Annotated in this window: 19 protein-coding genes; 8 read left to right on the top strand and 11 right to left on the bottom strand. The window is 60.4% G+C overall.

The window, feature by feature from the left end:
- Positions 1–100: 100 nt before the first annotated feature.
- The 6 genes from xerD to ffh form a co-directional block, all read right to left on the bottom strand.
- Complete coding sequence (xerD, locus tag ACM1ZW_RS14570) at positions 101–997, bottom strand: site-specific tyrosine recombinase XerD (protein WP_008025604.1); 897 nt, start codon at positions 995–997, stop codon at positions 101–103.
- 99 nt (positions 998–1,096) lie between these two features.
- Positions 1,097–1,447 (bottom strand): 50S ribosomal protein L19, encoded by a 351-nt coding sequence (gene rplS, locus ACM1ZW_RS14565; protein WP_003175895.1) that lies wholly within the window; start codon positions 1,445–1,447, stop codon positions 1,097–1,099.
- A 45-nt stretch (positions 1,448–1,492) separates the two neighbouring features.
- Positions 1,493–2,203, bottom strand: coding sequence for a tRNA (guanosine(37)-N1)-methyltransferase TrmD (gene trmD / locus ACM1ZW_RS14560; protein ID WP_230427586.1), 711 nt, complete (start codon positions 2,201–2,203; stop codon positions 1,493–1,495).
- A 44-nt stretch (positions 2,204–2,247) separates the two neighbouring features.
- Positions 2,248–2,784: a ribosome maturation factor RimM gene (gene rimM / locus ACM1ZW_RS14555; RefSeq protein ID WP_017340266.1), complete on the bottom strand. Its 537-nt coding sequence runs from the start codon at positions 2,782–2,784 to the stop codon at positions 2,248–2,250.
- 5 nt (positions 2,785–2,789) lie between these two features.
- Positions 2,790–3,041, bottom strand: a complete 252-nt coding sequence (rpsP, locus tag ACM1ZW_RS14550) for a 30S ribosomal protein S16 (RefSeq protein WP_003198088.1) — start codon at positions 3,039–3,041, stop codon at positions 2,790–2,792.
- Positions 3,042–3,291: 250 nt separating this feature from the next.
- Complete coding sequence (ffh, locus tag ACM1ZW_RS14545; protein ID WP_017340267.1) at positions 3,292–4,668, bottom strand: signal recognition particle protein; 1,377 nt, start codon at positions 4,666–4,668, stop codon at positions 3,292–3,294.
- Between the two features lie 195 nt (positions 4,669–4,863).
- Between ffh and ACM1ZW_RS14540 the strand changes: the two genes are divergently transcribed.
- The 3 genes from ACM1ZW_RS14540 to ACM1ZW_RS14530 all read left to right on the top strand — a co-directional run bounded on the left by ACM1ZW_RS14540 (position 4,864) and on the right by ACM1ZW_RS14530 (position 8,569).
- On the top strand, positions 4,864–5,676 hold the full coding sequence (locus tag ACM1ZW_RS14540) for a cytochrome C assembly family protein (protein ID WP_017340268.1): 813 nt from the start codon (positions 4,864–4,866) through the stop codon (positions 5,674–5,676).
- Between the two features lie 12 nt (positions 5,677–5,688).
- Positions 5,689–6,924: a transporter associated domain-containing protein gene (locus tag ACM1ZW_RS14535; protein WP_414879470.1), complete on the top strand. Its 1,236-nt coding sequence runs from the start codon at positions 5,689–5,691 to the stop codon at positions 6,922–6,924.
- Between the two features lie 328 nt (positions 6,925–7,252).
- Positions 7,253–8,569, top strand: coding sequence for an MFS transporter (locus ACM1ZW_RS14530; RefSeq protein WP_414883105.1), 1,317 nt, complete (start codon positions 7,253–7,255; stop codon positions 8,567–8,569).
- Between the two features lie 113 nt (positions 8,570–8,682).
- On the opposite strand, the gene purT is transcribed toward ACM1ZW_RS14530, so the two are convergent.
- The 5 genes from purT to ACM1ZW_RS14505 form a co-directional block, all read right to left on the bottom strand.
- Positions 8,683–9,864: a formate-dependent phosphoribosylglycinamide formyltransferase gene (gene purT, locus ACM1ZW_RS14525; RefSeq protein WP_414879469.1), complete on the bottom strand. Its 1,182-nt coding sequence runs from the start codon at positions 9,862–9,864 to the stop codon at positions 8,683–8,685.
- A 99-nt stretch (positions 9,865–9,963) separates the two neighbouring features.
- Positions 9,964–10,431: a preQ0 transporter gene (locus ACM1ZW_RS14520; protein WP_416740754.1), complete on the bottom strand. Its 468-nt coding sequence runs from the start codon at positions 10,429–10,431 to the stop codon at positions 9,964–9,966.
- A gap of 211 nt (positions 10,432–10,642) precedes the next feature.
- Positions 10,643–10,858, bottom strand: a complete 216-nt coding sequence (locus ACM1ZW_RS14515) for a DUF1289 domain-containing protein (RefSeq protein WP_017340273.1) — start codon at positions 10,856–10,858, stop codon at positions 10,643–10,645.
- Positions 10,855–11,379, bottom strand: coding sequence for a gamma carbonic anhydrase family protein (locus tag ACM1ZW_RS14510; RefSeq protein ID WP_007954617.1), 525 nt, complete (start codon positions 11,377–11,379; stop codon positions 10,855–10,857). The genes ACM1ZW_RS14515 and ACM1ZW_RS14510 overlap by 4 nt, the downstream gene beginning before the upstream one ends.
- A 50-nt stretch (positions 11,380–11,429) precedes the next feature.
- Positions 11,430–12,029: a CoA pyrophosphatase gene (locus ACM1ZW_RS14505; RefSeq protein WP_017340274.1), complete on the bottom strand. Its 600-nt coding sequence runs from the start codon at positions 12,027–12,029 to the stop codon at positions 11,430–11,432.
- Positions 12,030–12,175: 146 nt separating this feature from the next.
- On the opposite strand from ACM1ZW_RS14505, the gene ACM1ZW_RS14500 reads away from it, so the two are divergent.
- The 5 genes from ACM1ZW_RS14500 (at position 12,176) to ACM1ZW_RS14480 (ending at position 16,659) form a co-directional block, all read left to right on the top strand.
- On the top strand, positions 12,176–12,727 hold the full coding sequence (locus tag ACM1ZW_RS14500) for an NUDIX hydrolase (protein ID WP_017340275.1): 552 nt from the start codon (positions 12,176–12,178) through the stop codon (positions 12,725–12,727).
- A gap of 108 nt (positions 12,728–12,835) precedes the next feature.
- Positions 12,836–13,339, top strand: coding sequence for a L,D-transpeptidase family protein (locus tag ACM1ZW_RS14495; RefSeq protein WP_017340276.1), 504 nt, complete (start codon positions 12,836–12,838; stop codon positions 13,337–13,339).
- 447 nt (positions 13,340–13,786) lie between these two features.
- The gene (locus ACM1ZW_RS14490; RefSeq protein WP_416740753.1) at positions 13,787–14,518 is read left to right on the top strand and encodes a GntR family transcriptional regulator; all 732 of its coding nucleotides are present in this window, start codon (positions 13,787–13,789) and stop codon (positions 14,516–14,518) included.
- A gap of 31 nt (positions 14,519–14,549) precedes the next feature.
- Complete coding sequence (gene nagA, locus ACM1ZW_RS14485; RefSeq protein ID WP_414883108.1) at positions 14,550–15,656, top strand: N-acetylglucosamine-6-phosphate deacetylase; 1,107 nt, start codon at positions 14,550–14,552, stop codon at positions 15,654–15,656.
- Positions 15,649–16,659 carry an SIS domain-containing protein gene (locus ACM1ZW_RS14480; protein WP_017340279.1) on the top strand — a complete coding sequence of 337 codons (1,011 nt, stop codon included), beginning with the start codon at positions 15,649–15,651 and terminating at the stop codon, positions 16,657–16,659. The genes nagA and ACM1ZW_RS14480 overlap by 8 nt, the downstream gene beginning before the upstream one ends.
- The last annotated feature ends 17 nt before the right edge of the window (positions 16,660–16,676 follow it).

Here is a 16,676-nt window from a genome sequence, read left to right as displayed (position 1 = left end):
CTTCTGAATGACCGATATATATGGTTTTGGGGCCGCTGCGCGACCCAGCGGGAGCAAACTCCCTCGCCACAGAGGCCACCGCTCATCCATTGGGAAACGACTATCCGCGCGGGTGGTGTTTGGCATGCAGATCCTGCAAACGCGCACGGGCGACGTGGGTGTAGATCTGAGTGGTCGACAAATCGCTATGGCCGAGGAGCATTTGCACCACCCGCAAATCGGCGCCATGGTTGAGCAGGTGCGTGGCGAAGGCATGGCGCAGGGTGTGCGGCGACAGTGATTTGCCGATTCCGGCGACCTTGGCTTGGTGCTTGATACGGTGCCAGAAGGTCTGGCGCGTCATCTGCTCGCCGCGCTGGCTGGGAAACAGTACATCGCTGGGACGTCCACCGAGCAGTTCGCCACGGGCGTCGCGCATATAACGCTCGACCCAGACAATCGCCTCCTCGCCCATCGGCACCAGCCGCTCCTTGCTGCCCTTGCCCATCACTCGCAACACGCCCTGGCGCAGGTTGACCTGCTCCAGCGTCAGGCTGATCAGCTCCGTCACCCGCAGGCCGCAGGCGTAAAGCACTTCCAGCATGGCGCGGTCTCGCTGGCCGATCGCCTCGCTCAAGTCCGGAGCCTTCAACAGCGCTTCCACGTCTGCTTCCGACAGAGATTTTGGCAACGGCCTGCCAAGTTGAGGCATATCGACGCGCAAGGTCGGATCAACCGCGATCAACTTTTCCCGCAGCAGGTAGCGATAAAAGCCACGCACGCCCGAGAGAAATCTCGCGGTGGAGCGGGGTTTGTAGTTCTGCTCCAGACGCCAGGCCAAGTGATCGAGGATCAATTCGCGGCCGGCGTTGATCAATTCCAGCCCCTTCTCCTGCAACCAGCCGTTGAACAGGGCCAGGTCACTGCGATAGGCATCCCGGGTGTTATCGGAGAGACCTTTCTCCAGCCACAGCGCGTCGAGAAACTGGTCTATCAGTGGGTGATCGATGGCGGGCATAAAGGCTCAGGCAAGACCGACAGTACGGCCATGGAAGATAAATCGCAGACAACAAAAAAGCAGCCCGTAGGCTGCTTTTTTCTGCATCGGAAGCTGGACTTAAGCCAGTTTTTCCTTGATGCGAGCTGCTTTACCGGACAGGTCACGCAGGTAGTACAGCTTGGCTTTACGTACGTCACCGCGACGTTTAACGGCCATGCTGTCGATTTGCGGGCTGTAGGTCTGGAAAGTACGCTCTACGCCAACACCGTTGGAGATTTTACGAACGGTGAAAGCACTGTTTACGCCGCGGTTACGCTTGGCGATAACAACACCTTCGAACGCTTGCAGACGCGAACGGTCGCCTTCCTTCACTTTCACCTGAACGACAATGGTGTCGCCCGGGGCAAAGGTAGGGATTTCTTTGGTCATCTGCTCTGCTTCGAGTGCAAGGATGATTTTGTTAGTCATGCTGTGCTCCTAAGGTAAATCGTCGGATCTACCATCGATACGTTGTTAACTATCGTCCCGCTCGCGGATGTATTCCTCGAGCAGCTTCTTCTCTTCTCCAGAAAGCGAGCGGCTTTCCAGAAGATCGGCGCGTCGTTCAAAGGTCCTACCAAGGGACTGCTGTAAACGCCAACGCCGGATGTGCGCGTGATTGCCACTTAGCAATACGTCGGGAACACGCTGATCCGCATACACCTCCGGTCGGGTGTAGTGCGGGCAATCCAGCAAACCATCCGTAAAGGAATCTTCCTCGGCGGAGTCCGCATGCCCTAAAGCTCCAGGCAGCAGTCGTGTAACCGCATCGATCAGGACCATCGCCGGCAGCTCGCCGCCAGACAGTACATAGTCGCCAATCGACCACTCTTCATCGACATGAGCATCAATAAAACGCTCGTCAATGCCTTCATAGCGGCCGGCAATCAGGATCAATGCATCCAGATTCGCCAACTCGCGTACCGCCGACTGAGTCAGTTGACGGCCTTGGGGGGACAGGTAAATCACCTTCGCCGCCTCCCCGGCTGCTGCCTTGGCCTGAACCAGAGCATCTTCCAGGGGCTTGATCTTCATCACCATGCCCGGACCACCGCCAAATGGGCGATCATCCACAGTGTGATGTCGATCCGTCGTGTAGTCTCGCGGATTCCAACAGGTGAGCTGCAAGAGCCCCTGTTTCACCGCCCGACTGGTGATGCCGTACTCGCTGATGGCGGAGAACATCTCGGGAAACAAACTGATCACTTCTACGCGCAAATTAGCCACGTTTAGAAGTCCGCGTCCCAATCCACCTTCATCTCGCCTGCTGCCAGGTCGATGGCCAACACGCATTGCTCCGTATAGGGCAACAGGCGTTCGCGATCATCCAGGCTGCCAGCGCAAGGCTTGACCACCATGACATCGTTCGAGCCGGTCTCCAGCAGGTGATCGATCTTCCCGAACAGTTGCCCGAGGGTGTCGATGACCTTGAGACCTTCCAGCTGGTACCAGTAGTACTCGCCGTCGGTCAGTTCAGGGAACAGGTTGCGCGGCACGCAGATCTCATAACCGGCCAGAAGACGAGCTTCTTCACGATCATCGAGGTCCTTGAGCTTTGCGACCAGGAACTTGTCATTCCCGCGTCCGCTGACCAGCTCGACCTGCTTTACATTGCCGTCACGCTTGAGCGTCCAGGTTTTGTAGTCCAGCAGGTTCTTGATTGGATCAGTAAAGGAATACACCTTCACTTCGCCGCGAACGCCATGAACAGAATAAATTTTGCCGATAACGATCAAATCATCAGCAACAGCTGGCGTCGCGTTCATATTGCTCAGGCCGCAGCCTTAGCAGATTCCTTCAACAACTGAGCAACGCGCTCAGAAGGTTGTGCACCAACGCTCAGCCAGTAGGCTACGCGCTCTTGGTTCACGGACAGACGAACTTCTTGACCACGAGCAACAGGGTTGAAGAAACCAACCTGTTCCTTGTGCGAACCGTCGCGCGGGTTGCGGCTGTCGGTTACGGTCAAGTGGTAAAACGGGCGCTTTTTGGAGCCGCCAAGGGCAAGACGGATTGTTAGCATGTGAACATCGTTCCTGTAGTCGGTGCTGCAAATCTAAAGGCACAGCGGGCATAGGTGCCCGAAAGGCCGCATATTCTAAGGAATATCCGGACTTTTGCAAATGACTTTTTCCGGCGGTCTATCGGCCGCCATCCAGATTTGCTATAGAGCCGTCGTTGAAAACGGCCAGTCAGCTCCCGCCAAGTGCGGGTTTGCTGGAGATCCCGCATCCCTGCGGGTCTGCGCCGACATGACTGCCGGCGCGGATTTTTTACATTTTCGGCATGCCGCCGCCGGGCAACATACCGCCCATGCCGCGCATCATTTTGGCCATTCCGCCTTTTGCGGAGAACTTCTTCATCATCTTCTGCATCTGCTTGTGCTGCTTGATCAAGCGACCGATGTCCTGCACCTGGGTCCCGGAACCCATGGCGATCCGGCGCTTGCGCGAACCGCTGATCAGCTCAGGGTCGCGCCGCTCGGCCGGGGTCATGGAATTGATGATGGCTTCCATCTGCTTGAATTGTTTCTCTGCCGCACCTTGGGCATTGCCCATCTGCGCCAGGTTCACGCCACCGATATTCGGCAGTTTGTCCATGAGGCCACCGAGGCCGCCCATGTTCTTCATCTGTTGCAGCTGATCACGGAAGTCTTCGAGGTCGAAGCCCTTGCCCTTCTTCAGCTTCTTGGCCAGTTTGTCGGCCTTGTCCTTGTCGAGAGTCGCTTCAGCCTGTTCGATCAGGCTGAGCACGTCGCCCATGCCGAGGATGCGCGACGCGATACGCTCAGGGTGGAACGGTTCGAGCGCTTCGCTCTTCTCGCCCATACCGATGAACTTGATCGGCTTGCCGGTGATGGCGCGAACCGACAGCGCGGCACCGCCACGGGCGTCGCCGTCGACCTTGGTCAGGATCACACCGGTCAGCGGCAGTGCATCGCCGAAGGCCTTGGCCGTGTTGGCGGCGTCCTGGCCGGTCATGGCGTCGACCACGAACAGCGTTTCGACCGGGTTGATCGCGGCGTGCAGCGCCTTGATCTCGCCCATCATCTCTTCGTCGATGTGCAGGCGACCGGCGGTATCGACGATGACCACATCAATGAACTTGAGCTTTGCTTCTTTAATGGCCGCTTGCGCGATCTCGACCGGCTTCTGGCTCAGGTCGGACGGGAAGAAGGTAACACCCACTTCACCGGCGAGCATTTCCAGCTGCTTGATTGCCGCAGGACGGTAAACGTCCGCGGACACGACCATGACCGACTTCTTCTTGCGCTCTTTAAGGAAGCGCGCAAGTTTGCCGGCGGTGGTGGTCTTACCCGCACCCTGCAAACCGGCCATCAACACGACGGCGGGCGGAACGGCGCTCAGGTTCAGGTCTTCGTTGGCCGCGCCCATCAGGCTTTCGAGTTCGGCCTGGACGATCTTCACGAAGGCCTGGCCCGGCGTCAGGCTGCGCGACACCTCGGTGCCGACGGCGCGTTCCTTGACCGAATTGACGAAGTCCTTCACCACCGGCAAGGCGACGTCGGCTTCGAGCAACGCCATACGCACTTCGCGCAGGGTGTCTTTGATGTTGTCCTCGGTCAGCTTGGCCTTGCCGGTGACATGGCGCAGCGTCTGCGAGAGACGGTCGGTTAAGTTTTCAAACATTGCGCGATCCTTTCAGGCCCTGTGTAGACCGGGATAATGGCGGCCCAGACCGGAATCAACATGTGCTCGGCGAGCCTGCGGCGTGGGCAGGTCGCGGATTATAGCGAAGACTGCGACTGGCGGACACCTCGCACTTTCGTGACGCGTCGGTTCTATGCCAAACTCAGCGCCTTTCGGGCTTGCCTAACAGGATTTATGCTCCCCTTGTCACCCAGTTTACTGACCACTCTCGCCGCCGCCTGCTTATATGCCGCTGCGACCCTCTATCAAGGCACTCGCTTGGCCACCGGCGCCAAGGCGAACAAGCGCCTGCTGGTGACGCTCGGCGTGTTGGCCGTGCTGGCTCACAGCGCCAGCCTGTTCAACCACCTGCTGACGCCCATAGGCCTTGGCCTGGACTTCTTCAGTGCCGCCAGCCTGATCGCCGCCGCGGTCATCGCCCTGACCCTGCTGGCCTGCTCGCGGATCCCGGTGGAAAACCTGCTGACATTGCTGTTCCCGCTGGGCGCCGCGACCGTGCTGCTGGCGCAGTTTGCCCCGGCCGGTACGGTGCAGATCATCGACGAAGAGCCGGGCATCCTCGCGCACATCCTGTTGTCGATCCTGGCTTACGGCATGTTCACCATCGCGGTGTTCCAGGCCTTGCTGTTGCTGGTTCAGGACCATCAACTCAAGCACAAGCATCCGTCCGGACTGATCAAGAACTTCCCGCCGCTGCAAACCATGGAAAGCCTGCTGTTCGGTTTCCTCTGGGCCGGCTGGACGCTGTTGTCGATGTCACTGATCTCTGGCTGGCTGTTTGTCGACAACCTGTTCGCCCAGCATCTGGTGCACAAAACCCTGCTGGCGTGCCTGGCCTGGATTGTCTTCAGCGTGCTGCTATGGGGTCGAAACCGCCTCGGCTGGCGCGGACACAAGGCCATTCGCTGGACCCTCGCCGGTTTCTGCCTGCTGATGCTGGCGTATTTCGGCAGCAAGCTGGTCCGTGAATACATCCTGCACATCTGACGGGCGGCATTAATGGACGACTTGCCCATAGGGCCGATGCTCGCTGTAGTGGCCCTGTTGATTTTATGGGCGGGGCTGTTCACCGCCATCGAAGCGGCACATCAGCACTTGCTGGCCCAACGCACGGCCTCGCGCGCCAGTGACAAGCCGGTGGCGAGGCTGAGTTTTCCGCTCAACAGCCTGATTTTCTGTAACACCCTGTGCCGCGCGCTAGTGGTGGTCATCAGCACCTTGCTGGCGATTTTCACCTGGGCCGAAAATGGTCCATGGGCGGCTTGCGTCGGCGCCGGCGTGATTCTTCTGATATTCGCCGACTACCTGCCTCGCACCCTCGCCAGCCGCTACCCTGACGCGATCCTGTCCCTGGGCAACACCCTGCTCGGCGCACCACTGAAAATCATTTACCCGGCCGCCTGGCTACTCAATGGCACCAGCCAGTTGCTGATGCGACCGTTTGCGCGCAAAGCCAACGTGGTGCAGCAGAGCGAAGACGAAACGCCGAATGATCGTCGCGACGACCTTGAACACCCTGTCTGTCGCCCGCATCCGGTGGCGGGCATCCATGCGCTGGACAACATTACGGTCAACGACATTCTGGTGCCGCGCAGTGATGTCGACGGAATCAACCTCGACGACTCGATCGAAGAGATCATCGAACAGCTGCGGGCCAATCGGCGCACGCGCCTGCCGGTTTTCCACAGCGACATCAATCAGGTCGAGGCGGTGCTCAACACCCGACAGATCCGCCACCTGCTGCCCGATGGCCAACTCACTCGCGAAGCACTGCTGGCCGCGTGTCACGACCCGTATTTCGTACCTGAAAGCACGCCACTGCAGCTGCAACTGCTGAATTTCCACAAGCAACAGCGCCGCCTGGGCATGGTGGTCGACGAGTACGGCGAGGTGCTGGGCATCGTCACCCTGGAAGACATTCTCGAAGAAATCGTCGGCGAATTCGAAAGCCAGCACAGCCTGCACAACCCGCACATTCATCCGCAGGCCGACGGACGCCTGGTGATCGATGGTGCGGCATCGATTCGCGACCTGAACAAAAGCCTCGGCTGGCACTTGCCCAGTGATGGCCCGAAAACCCTTAACGGGCTGGTGACCGAGGCGCTGGAGACGATTCCGGACAGCGCGGTGTGCCTGAAGATCGGGCGTTACCGGCTGGAGATTCTGGAGACCGAGGACAATCGCGTCACTCGGGTTTTGATCTGGCATACCAGCTCGGTGCCGGTTGTTATCTAAGGCCTGACTCAGACCTCCGTGGCGAGGGAGCTGCTCCCGCCGGACTGCAAAGCAGACCCAATCACAACAGCAGAATTATCCTGATAAAACGCATCCAGCCATTTTGCGGCCGCTGCGCGCCCGAGCGGGAGCAAGCTCCCTCGCCACGAAAGCCATCACCCGCCTCTGGCCCTTGTTTGATCGTTAGCCTCCTTCCTATAATCGATCCAGCTTACCCAAGCCCCGCCCCACCCCCGTGCTACCCGCACTTCGCTTCAAACCCACATCCCTGGGTGTTCGACCATAATAATTCGCTCCACTGGGGCACATGACTGTCAGGGATAACCGCATGACGACCAGCACGACTTACACCGAAACCACGCCCGCCCAACCGACGAACTCCGCTACCCGCGTGGCGACCGCGAGTTTCATCGGCACCGCCATCGAGTTCTACGACTTCTACGTGTATGCCACTGCCGCGGCACTGGTGATCGGGCCGGTGTTCTTTCCGCAGACCTCCGGCACCGCCCAGATGCTCTCGGCGTTTCTCACCTTCGGTATCGCCTTCCTGGCTCGACCGCTGGGCTCCGCGCTGTTCGGCCACTTCGGTGACCGCATCGGGCGCAAATCGACGCTGGTCGCCTCCTTGCTGCTGATGGGCGTGTGCACCACGCTGATCGGCGTGCTGCCGGGTTACGACGCCATCGGGGCCTGGGCACCGATCCTGCTCTGCGTGCTGCGCTTCGGCCAGGGTTTGGGGCTGGGCGGCGAATGGGGCGGCGCGGCATTGCTGGCGACGGAGAATGCGCCCAAGGGCAAGCGCGCCTGGTTCGGCATGTTTCCACAGCTCGGCCCTTCGATCGGCTTTCTCGCCGCCAACGGTTTGTTCCTGACGCTGGCAATGACTTTGGACGATGAACAGTTCCGTTCGTGGGGCTGGCGAATTCCGTTCCTGCTCAGCGCCGCCCTGGTGATGGTCGGCCTGTATGTACGCTTGAAACTCCACGAAACCCCGGTTTTCGCCAATGCCATGGCCCGTCAGGAACGGGTCAAGATCCCCCTGGTCGAGCTGTTCAGCCAGTATTGGGCACCGATGCTGTTGGGCGCGGGCTCGATGGTGGTGTGCTACGCGCTGTTTTACATTTCGACGGTGTTTTCGCTGAGTTATGGCGTGTCGACGCTCGGCTACACCCGCGAAACCTTCCTCGCGCTGCTGTGCTTCGCCGTGCTGTTCATGGCCGCAGCGACGCCGCTGTCGGCGTGGGCCAGTGACCGTTATGGACGCAAACCGGTACTGATCATCGGGGGAGTTCTGGCGATTCTGTCCGGATTCTTGATGGAGCCGCTGCTGACCCAAGGCTCGACCTGGGGCGTGGCGCTGTTCCTGTGCATCGAGTTGTTTCTGATGGGCGTGACGTTCGCGCCGATGGGGGCGCTGCTGCCGGAGCTGTTTCCGACACACGTGCGCTATACCGGCGCGTCAGCGGCCTACAACCTGGGCGGCATTGTCGGAGCCTCGGCAGCGCCGTTCTTTGCGCAGAAGCTGGTGGCGATGGGCGGTTTGAGTTATGTCGGCGGGTATGTGTCGGGGGCGGCGGTGCTGAGTCTGATTGCGGTGCTGTGCCTGAAAGAGACGCGGCATAACGATTTGAATCGGGTTGCCTGAATCCGAAGCATCGCCAGCAGGCTGGCTCCCACAGGGCTATTGATTGGTCACAGATTTGTGTAGACCAATTCTCCATGTGGGAGCCAGCCTGCTGGCGATAGTCGCGCCTCGGTTTACAGCTCTACGACAACAGCCTGAGAAGCACGGGTCGCTTTAGCGCGAGCAGCCTCGATCGACTCATCCCGCGCCAGCGCCACACCCATCCGCCGCTGGCCATTCACCTCAGGCTTGCCAAACAGACGCAACGCCGTATCCGGCTCGCTCAACGCAGCACCCAGATTGGCGAAGGCGGTCTGGGTCGATTGCCCTTCCACCAGGATCACTGCCGAAGCCGAAGGCCCGAACTGACGGATCAATGGAATCGGCAGCCCCAGAATCGCCCGCGCGTGCAGCGCGAACTGTGACAGGTCCTGAGAAATCAGGGTCACCAGGCCAGTGTCGTGCGGACGCGGCGAGACTTCGCTGAACCACACCTGATCGCCTTTGATGAACAGCTCGACGCCAAACAGACCACGACCGCCCAAGGCTTCAGTGACCGCTTTGGCCACACGCTCGGATTCCGCCAGGGCAACCGGGCTCATGGCTTGCGGCTGCCAGGATTCCTGGTAGTCGCCCTTCTCCTGACGGTGACCGACCGGCGCGCAGAATGTGGTGCCACCGACGTGACGCACGGTCAGCAGGGTGATTTCGTAGTCGAAGTCGATGAAGCCTTCGATGATCACGCGACCTTTACCGGCGCGGCCGCCTTCTTGTGCGTAGTCCCACGCGGTTTTCACATCGTCGGTGCTGCGCAGCAGGCTCTGGCCTTTGCCCGACGAACTCATGACCGGCTTGACCACACACGGGAAACCCAGATCCTGAACGGCCTTGCTGTAATCCTCGAACGTGTCGGCGAAGTAGTACGGCGACGTCGGCAAGCCCAGCTCTTCAGCCGCCAGGCGACGGATGCCTTCACGGTTCATGGTCAGTTGCGCGGCGCGCGCGGTCGGGATCACGGTGAAGCCTTCGGCTTCCAGTTCGACCAGGGTCGCGGTGGCGATGGCTTCGATTTCCGGCACGATGAAGTGCGGTTTCTCGGCTTCGATCACTGCACGCAGGGCGGCGCCATCGAGCATGTTGATCACATGGCTGCGATGAGCGACTTGCATGGCCGGCGCGTTGGCGTAACGGTCGACGGCAATCACCTCAACGCCCAGGCGTTGCAGCTCGATTACCACTTCCTTGCCCAACTCACCACAGCCACACATCAATACGCGGGTCGCGGTTGGCGACAATGGAGTTCCGATACGGGTCATCTCAGGTCCTCAAAGGAGCGGATCATCGAGGGAGCAGTGCCTGGCACGCTTCCCATGGGGAGAAAGCGCGGCATTTTACATGAACCTGAGGGTTTGGCTTCAGCTGGCGACAGCCTGTTTGCGCAAGCGCCAGGCCATGATCAGCCACACTGCAGTCACGCCGGCGAACTTCGAACCCATGGCGGTGAGGATCACGGCCGGGGTGAAGGCGTCGATCATGCAGAAAAAGATGAAGGTATCGAGGGGAATGCTCAGGGCCGAACTTATCCACAGGCGGTCGTGCAGCGGACGCTTGGTGATGCTGAATACCAGCCAGTCGATGCATTCGGACACGGCGAAGGCCGTGGCACTGGCCAGTGCGATGGAAGGATCGGACGTGACGTACGACAGCACCAGCGCCGCCAGCATGGCCACGATCGCACCATGGCCGAAGCGGGTTTGCACCATGTCGCGCAGCACAAACACCAAACCGCCCCAGGCGGACCAGATGATGTCCAGGTGCGGCGCGGTGGAGAAGGCGTAGTTGATCAGTACGACGCTGCTGATGTAGGCGATCAGGAAGAACATGGGGCGGGGGGATACCTGTCAATTTGGCGCACAGATTACCATTTCGGGTTTACAAATAACCTGTGGCGAGGGCGCTTGCTCCCGCTGGGGCGCGAAGCGGCCCTGAAATCAGCGAATGCGGTGTCAGAGATCGTTTGGGGCTGCTTCGCAGCCCAGCGGGAGCAAGCTCCCTCGCCACAAGGACCTCGTTGAGCAAAGAAACCAACAAGGCTCAGGAATCGGATCTGGGAGGCAGCATCCAGAGCAATCCGCTGGACTTGGCCCGTTCATGGCACAACCCTAACACCACCCGGCGCTCTTCGTTGCTCATCCGGCTCCAGCGCGTAATCTCTTCCACGGAGCGCTGACACCCGGTGCAAATGTCATCGTCGTCCAGCGCACAGATATTCACGCAGGGCGATAGGACCGGGCGTTCTGGCGTGCTCATTCTTCCTGCTCGACCAGATCGCGGGCATAACGCTGCGAGTTATGCACATAGTGTGCAGCGCTGGCCTCCAGCATTTTCTTTTGCGGCTCGGTCAGTTCGCGCACGACCTTGCCAGGCGAGCCCATGACCAGCGAACCGTCCGGGATTTCCTTGCCCTCACCGATCAGAGAGTTGGCGCCGATGATGCAGTTCTTGCCGATCTTCGCGCCGTTGAGAATCACCGCATTGATGCCGATCAGACTGTAATCACCCACGGTGCAGCCGTGAAGCATGGCGTTGTGGCCGATGGTTACACCGGTGCCGATGGTCAGCGGGTAACCCATGTCGGTGTGCATCACAGTGCCGTCCTGGACGTTGCTGTTCTTGCCGATCAGGATCAGTTCATTGTCGCCACGCAACACGGCGTTAAACCAGACGTTGGCGCCCTCTTCCAGTTTGACCTTGCCCACCAGCACGGCGTTGGGGGCGACCCAGCTCTGTGGGTGGGTCTCGACGCGGGCGTCGCCCAGGCGGTATTTCATCTTGTTGTCCTCAAGGCTCAGGCAGCCGCGTCTCACGCCATATGATGGCTTCAGGTGTTGATAAAATTCTTGGGCGGCTGGTGCAGGCTGATTTTGGCGTCATAGAGCAGGTTGATCAACTCGACGATCATGATCGCCGTCAGGCCCCAGATCTTGTACTCGCCATAACGATAACTCGGCACGTACCAGCTGCGGCCCTGGTAATCGATACGGTGGGTATGTTCACGAGGGTCCTTGCGGAAGAACTCCAAGGGAACACTGAACACCGCAGCGATCTCGGCGTCGTTGGCCAGGTACTCGACGAAATCCGGAATCACGCCGACATAAGGGGTGACCTTGATGCCGTGCAGGGAGATCAGCGGGCTCAACGGGCCGATCACTTCGACCAGCCCCGGCGGCAAGCCGATTTCTTCTTCGGCTTCGCGCAGTGCGGTGAAAATCAGGTCAGGGTCTTCGGGGTCCCGTCGTCCGCCCGGGAAGGCGACTTCACCGCCATGGGTCGAGAGCCCGCTGGCGCGCAGGGTCAGAACCAGTTCCGGTTCATCACTGCGAGTAATGGGCACCAGTACCGCAGCCTCAGGGAAACGCTTGTCGGTTTCCAAAGTGCGGGGGGTGTGGTTGCTTACTCGATGCAGTATCTCGTCCAGCATGAGTCTTCTCGATTTATTCTCTACCTCGCATCATGCACCAATCACATCGACCGCCCAACCCCCGAACTGCCGCGTGTCGCGAAACGACAACTTGCCGACAGACACCGCCGCACGCCAAGATAGGCGCAGCATTCAGGAACCCAAGCATGAAATTTTGCAGTCAGTGCGGCAACCCGGTGGCCCAACGCATTCCGGAAGGCGATTCGCGTCTGCGTTTTGTCTGTGACAGTTGTCACACCATTCACTACCAGAACCCCAATATCGTCGCCGGCTGCGTGGCGACCTGGGGCTCGAAAGTGTTGCTGTGCCGACGCGCCATCGAGCCACGGCTCGGTTACTGGACCCTGCCCGCCGGTTTCATGGAGAACGGCGAAACCATCGAGCAGGCGGCCATTCGCGAAACGGCTGAAGAAGCCTGTGCGCGGGTACGCAACCTGAGCATCTATACGCTCATCGACGTGCCGCACATCAGTCAGGTGCATGTGTTCTTCCGCGCCGAACTGGTCGACCTGGATTTTTCCGCCGGCCCCGAGAGCCTGGAAGTGGGACTTTTCGACGAAGCTGACATCCCGTGGTCCGACCTGGCTTTCCGCACGGTGGGCCGTACCTTAGAATGCTTCTTCGCTGACCGGCGGACCGAGGTCTACCCCGTACGGTCCGAGTCGATCCCGCCACTTGCTCAGCCTGCCATTACTTGATTTCAATTCGGAACTTCTGCAGGTCGCCAAAAGATCGCAGCCTGCGGCAGCTCCTGCAAAGACATCTATAACTAATATAGTCGCGACACTCTTAGGGATATCGTTTCAATGCGCTGGTTGCTTGCCCTGTTTTGCCTGTCGTTCGCTGTCGTGTCCCAGGCGTCCACCGTGGTCACCCTGGATGGCAAATCCATCGAAAAAGTACTGGTGCTCAAATCCGCCCATCAATTGCAATTGATCGCCGACGGCAAACCGCTGCGCACCTACCGCATTTCCCTGGGCAAACAGCCCAAGGGTGCCAAGCTGATGGAAGGCGACAAGCGCACGCCCGAGGGGTTTTACTGGGTGGACTGGCGCAAGGTCAGTGACCGGTTCAACCTGGCGATGCACATTTCCTATCCGAACGTCAGCGACTCTGCCCGCGCCCGGCGCGAAGGCGTCGAGCCTGGCGGCATGATCATGATCCACGGCACGCCCGACACCTACGACTACCCGGAAAACCTGTTCCACACGCTGGACTGGACCGACGGCTGCATCGCCATGCGCAACATGGACATGCGTGAAGTCTGGGGGTTGGTGCCTGACGGCACGATGATCGAAATCCGCCCGTAACCCCCTGTGGCGAGGGAGCTTGCTCCCGCTGGGTCGCAAAGCGGCCCTAAAACCAGAAAATGCGGTGTCAGACAGAATTTGGGGCCGCTTCGCAGCCCAGCGGGAGCAAGCTCCCTCGCCACAATGGATCGCATCGCTGGCGGCTTCGTGTTCTGACCGCTACCTTCGGTCGCCTTCGAAAAATAAATTCAAAAGATCGCAGCCTTCGGCAGCGCCTGCAGGGTAGATACCATTCCCCCTCGCAGGCGCTGCAGAAGGCTGCGATCTTTGCTTTAAAAAACCCCACCCCTAATACCACTTGAAACCAAAGCGCATTTACGCCGCACAACGGGGCGGGCCTCCCCACGTCCAGAGCAAAGTACTGGCATTGACATGGTATTTAAGTGGTATTAGTTTTCGCTGCACTACCGGGCGACAACATTCCAATATCCGCATCGGACATCTCACATGAATGACCTCCAGGCACTCCGTCCTGACGACACCCAGCCCACGCCGCTGTACCTGCAACTGGCGCGCAATCTGGAAGCGGCGATCCATGCCGGCCAGTGGAAAGCCGAGCAGGCGATGCCGTCGGAGCGCAACCTGAGCGAACTGCTGGGCATCTCCCGCGTCACCGCGCGCAAGGCGTTGGAGGTTCTGTTCGATCAAGGACTGATCCGTCGCAATCAGGGCTCCGGCACGTTCATCACCCCACGCCTGGAACAACCGCTGTCGCGCCTCTCGGGTTTCAGCGAGATGTTGCGGCTCAAGGGTTTTGTCCCCGGTTCGCAATGGCTGGAGCGTGAAATCACCCCGCCGACCCACGAAGAACTGATCCGCCTCGGCCTGTCACCGAATGACAAGGTCGCGCGGCTCAAACGCCTGCGCAAAGCCGACGACACGGTGATGGCGATCGAGATGAGCACCCTGCCCGCCTCGGTCATTCCCCAGCCGCAAGCCGTGGGCGATTCCCTTTACGAATACCTCGACGGCATCGGCAAACCGATCGTCCGCGCCTTGCAGCACATTCAGGCGATCAACGCCTCGGACGAATTCGCCGCGCTGGTCGGCATCGCCCCCGGCACCGCCATGTTGCTGATGACCCGGGTCGGCTACCTCGAAGACAACACGCCGATCGAAGTCACCGACACCTATTGCCGCAACGACTACTACGACTTTGTCGCAGAGCTTCGTAGATAAAGCGCTTCGCTGCTCAAACCAAGAACCGATCATGTCCGAAGACAACATCCTCACCGCCGGCGGCTGGATACGCGGCCGGCTGATTCACGAACACGGCAAGGTCGTGTCGATCCAGGGCGAGCCCTGTGATCCGGCAGACAACGACCTGCCTTACCTGCTGCCAGGTTTCATCGACCTGCACGTTCACGGCGGCGGCGGCAAAGACATCATGGAAGGCGCGACCGCCTTCGAAACCATCACCCGGACCCACGTACGTTTCGGCACGACATCGCTGCTCGCGACCACCATGACCGCGCCAAGCGAAGAGATTTCGAGCGTGCTCAAAGCCGTCGGCGAATTCTGTGAGCGACGTCCCGGCGGCAGCGCCCGGGTGCTCGGCGTGCATCTGGAGGGCCCGTACATCAACCCCGGAAAACTCGGAGCCCAACCGAATTTCGCCCACACCGCGTTGATGGCCGAAGTCGAAGAGTACCTGGCGCTGGCGCCGATCCGCGTCATCACCATTGCCCCGGAAATCGCCGGCCATGACGCCTTGATCCGTGCCCTCAGCGCTCGCGGCGTGCGCATGCAAATCGGCCACACCCTCGGCAGCTATGAGGAAGGCGTGGCGGCGCTGAACGCCGGCGCGACCAGCTTCACCCACCTCTACAACGCCATGAGCCCGCTGCACCACCGCGAACCCGGCATCGTCGGCGCGGCGCTCGCCCATGCCCAATATGCGGAACTGATTCCGGACTTGCTGCACGTACACCCCGGCGCGATGCGGGTGGCCCTGCGTTCGATCCCGTGCCTGTATTGCGTCACCGATTCCACCGCCGCTGCCGGCATGCCCGACGGTGAATACAAACTCGGCAGCCACACCGTGACCAAATGCCTGGGCGGCGTGCGCTTGCCCGACGGCACCCTGGCCGGCAGCACGCTGACCATGGATCAGGCCCTGCGCAATCTGGTGAAGATCGGTTTGCCGATCAGCGAGGCCTCGCAACGTCTTTCGCAATTTCCCGCCGACTACCTCGGCCTCACTGAACGCGGACGCCTGCAACCCGGCGCCTGGGCCGACTGCGTGCGGCTTGATCGCTCACTCACACTGACCGCCGTCATGGTCGAAGGAGAAGACATTGACTTCAAAAATGCTTGAAGAGGCGCTGTCCTCGTTCGAAGCCGTGCAAGCGCAATTGCAGCAGCTCGACCCGCAGATGATCGAGATCGCCGGACGCCTGCGCCGTCAGCCGCCGCAAGTGGCGATGACGGTCGCTCGCGGCAGCTCCGACCATGCCGCCAGTTACTTCGCCTACCTGACCATGCAGCAACTCGGGATTCCCGTGGCGTCGATGCCGATGTCGGTGGTGACCATGCAGCAAGCGCCCTTGAAGGTCAGCGGGCAGGTGGCGTTCGCGTTCTCGCAGTCCGGGCAGAGTCCCGATCTGGTCAACAGCCTGCGCTTGCTGCGCAAGCGCGGCGCCTTGAGCATTGCCATGGTCAACGCCGAGAGCTCGCCGCTGGAAGCCGCGTGTGAGTTCAGCCTGCCGCTGTGCGCAGGGACGGAAAGCAGCGTCGCCGCGACCAAGAGTTTTATCGCCACCCTCAGTGCCAGCGCCCGCCTGATCGCGCACTGGAAACACGACGAGGAATTGCTGGAGGCCGGCCTTGCGCTACCGGACGGTTTGCGCGAGGCCGCCCGACAGGACTGGAGCCTCGCCATCGATGCACTGCGCGATTGCCAGCGTCTGATGGTGATCGGTCGGGGTGCCGGTTTTGCCATCGCCCAGGAAGCGGCGCTCAAATTCAAGGAAACCTCGGCGATCCAGGCTGAAGCCTTCAGCAGTGCCGAAGTCCGTCATGGGCCGATGGCGCTGATCAACGAGAACTATCCATTGCTGGTGTTCGCCCCACGCGGCGCCGAACAGGCGGGTTTGCTCAGCCTCGCCGCCGACATGCGCCAACGCGGCGCCCGTGTGTTGCTGGCCGCGCCGGATGACATCGCCGAACGCGACCTGACCCTGACCCGCGCCGAACACCCCGCCCTTGACCCGATTCTGGCGATCCAGAGTTTCTATGTCATGGCCGCCGGTTTGGCAGTCGCCCGTGGCATGGACCCGGATCAGCCACGGCATTTAAGCAAAGTGACGCGCACGCACTAAGCGAAGAACCGCATTTT

This window comes from Pseudomonas sp. NFX71 (genome assembly GCF_048079215.1).
Lineage (GTDB): Bacteria > Pseudomonadota > Gammaproteobacteria > Pseudomonadales > Pseudomonadaceae > Aquipseudomonas > Aquipseudomonas fluorescens_B.
The sequence above is the reverse complement of the archived record's forward strand: the minus strand, read 5'-3'. Positions and strand labels throughout refer to the sequence as shown.

Excerpts from the sequence above, each read along its gene's own strand:
- ACM1ZW_RS14530 (WP_414883105.1), top strand. The coding sequence starts at position 7,253 with ATGACGACCAGCACGACTTACACCGAAACCACGCCCGCCCAACCGACG.
- rimM (WP_017340266.1), bottom strand. The coding sequence starts at position 2,784 with ATGAACGCGACGCCAGCTGTTGCTGATGATTTGATCGTTATCGGCAAA.
- xerD (WP_008025604.1), bottom strand. The coding sequence starts at position 997 with ATGCCCGCCATCGATCACCCACTGATAGACCAGTTTCTCGACGCGCTG.
- ACM1ZW_RS14515 (WP_017340273.1), bottom strand. The coding sequence starts at position 10,858 with ATGAGCACGCCAGAACGCCCGGTCCTATCGCCCTGCGTGAATATCTGT.
- rplS (WP_003175895.1), bottom strand. The coding sequence starts at position 1,447 with ATGACTAACAAAATCATCCTTGCACTCGAAGCAGAGCAGATGACCAAA.
- ACM1ZW_RS14540 (WP_017340268.1), top strand. The coding sequence starts at position 4,864 with ATGCTCCCCTTGTCACCCAGTTTACTGACCACTCTCGCCGCCGCCTGC.
- ACM1ZW_RS14495 (WP_017340276.1), top strand. The coding sequence starts at position 12,836 with ATGCGCTGGTTGCTTGCCCTGTTTTGCCTGTCGTTCGCTGTCGTGTCC.
- ACM1ZW_RS14500 (WP_017340275.1), top strand. The coding sequence starts at position 12,176 with ATGAAATTTTGCAGTCAGTGCGGCAACCCGGTGGCCCAACGCATTCCG.
- ACM1ZW_RS14520 (WP_416740754.1), bottom strand. The coding sequence starts at position 10,431 with ATGTTCTTCCTGATCGCCTACATCAGCAGCGTCGTACTGATCAACTAC.
- ACM1ZW_RS14535 (WP_414879470.1), top strand. The coding sequence starts at position 5,689 with ATGGACGACTTGCCCATAGGGCCGATGCTCGCTGTAGTGGCCCTGTTG.
- ACM1ZW_RS14505 (WP_017340274.1), bottom strand. The coding sequence starts at position 12,029 with ATGCTGGACGAGATACTGCATCGAGTAAGCAACCACACCCCCCGCACT.
- purT (WP_414879469.1), bottom strand. The coding sequence starts at position 9,864 with ATGACCCGTATCGGAACTCCATTGTCGCCAACCGCGACCCGCGTATTG.
- ACM1ZW_RS14480 (WP_017340279.1), top strand. The coding sequence starts at position 15,649 with ATGCTTGAAGAGGCGCTGTCCTCGTTCGAAGCCGTGCAAGCGCAATTG.
- rpsP (WP_003198088.1), bottom strand. The coding sequence starts at position 3,041 with ATGCTAACAATCCGTCTTGCCCTTGGCGGCTCCAAAAAGCGCCCGTTT.
- ffh (WP_017340267.1), bottom strand. The coding sequence starts at position 4,668 with ATGTTTGAAAACTTAACCGACCGTCTCTCGCAGACGCTGCGCCATGTC.
- nagA (WP_414883108.1), top strand. The coding sequence starts at position 14,550 with ATGTCCGAAGACAACATCCTCACCGCCGGCGGCTGGATACGCGGCCGG.
- trmD (WP_230427586.1), bottom strand. The coding sequence starts at position 2,203 with ATGTTCTCCGCCATCAGCGAGTACGGCATCACCAGTCGGGCGGTGAAA.
- ACM1ZW_RS14490 (WP_416740753.1), top strand. The coding sequence starts at position 13,787 with ATGAATGACCTCCAGGCACTCCGTCCTGACGACACCCAGCCCACGCCG.
- ACM1ZW_RS14510 (WP_007954617.1), bottom strand. The coding sequence starts at position 11,379 with ATGAAATACCGCCTGGGCGACGCCCGCGTCGAGACCCACCCACAGAGC.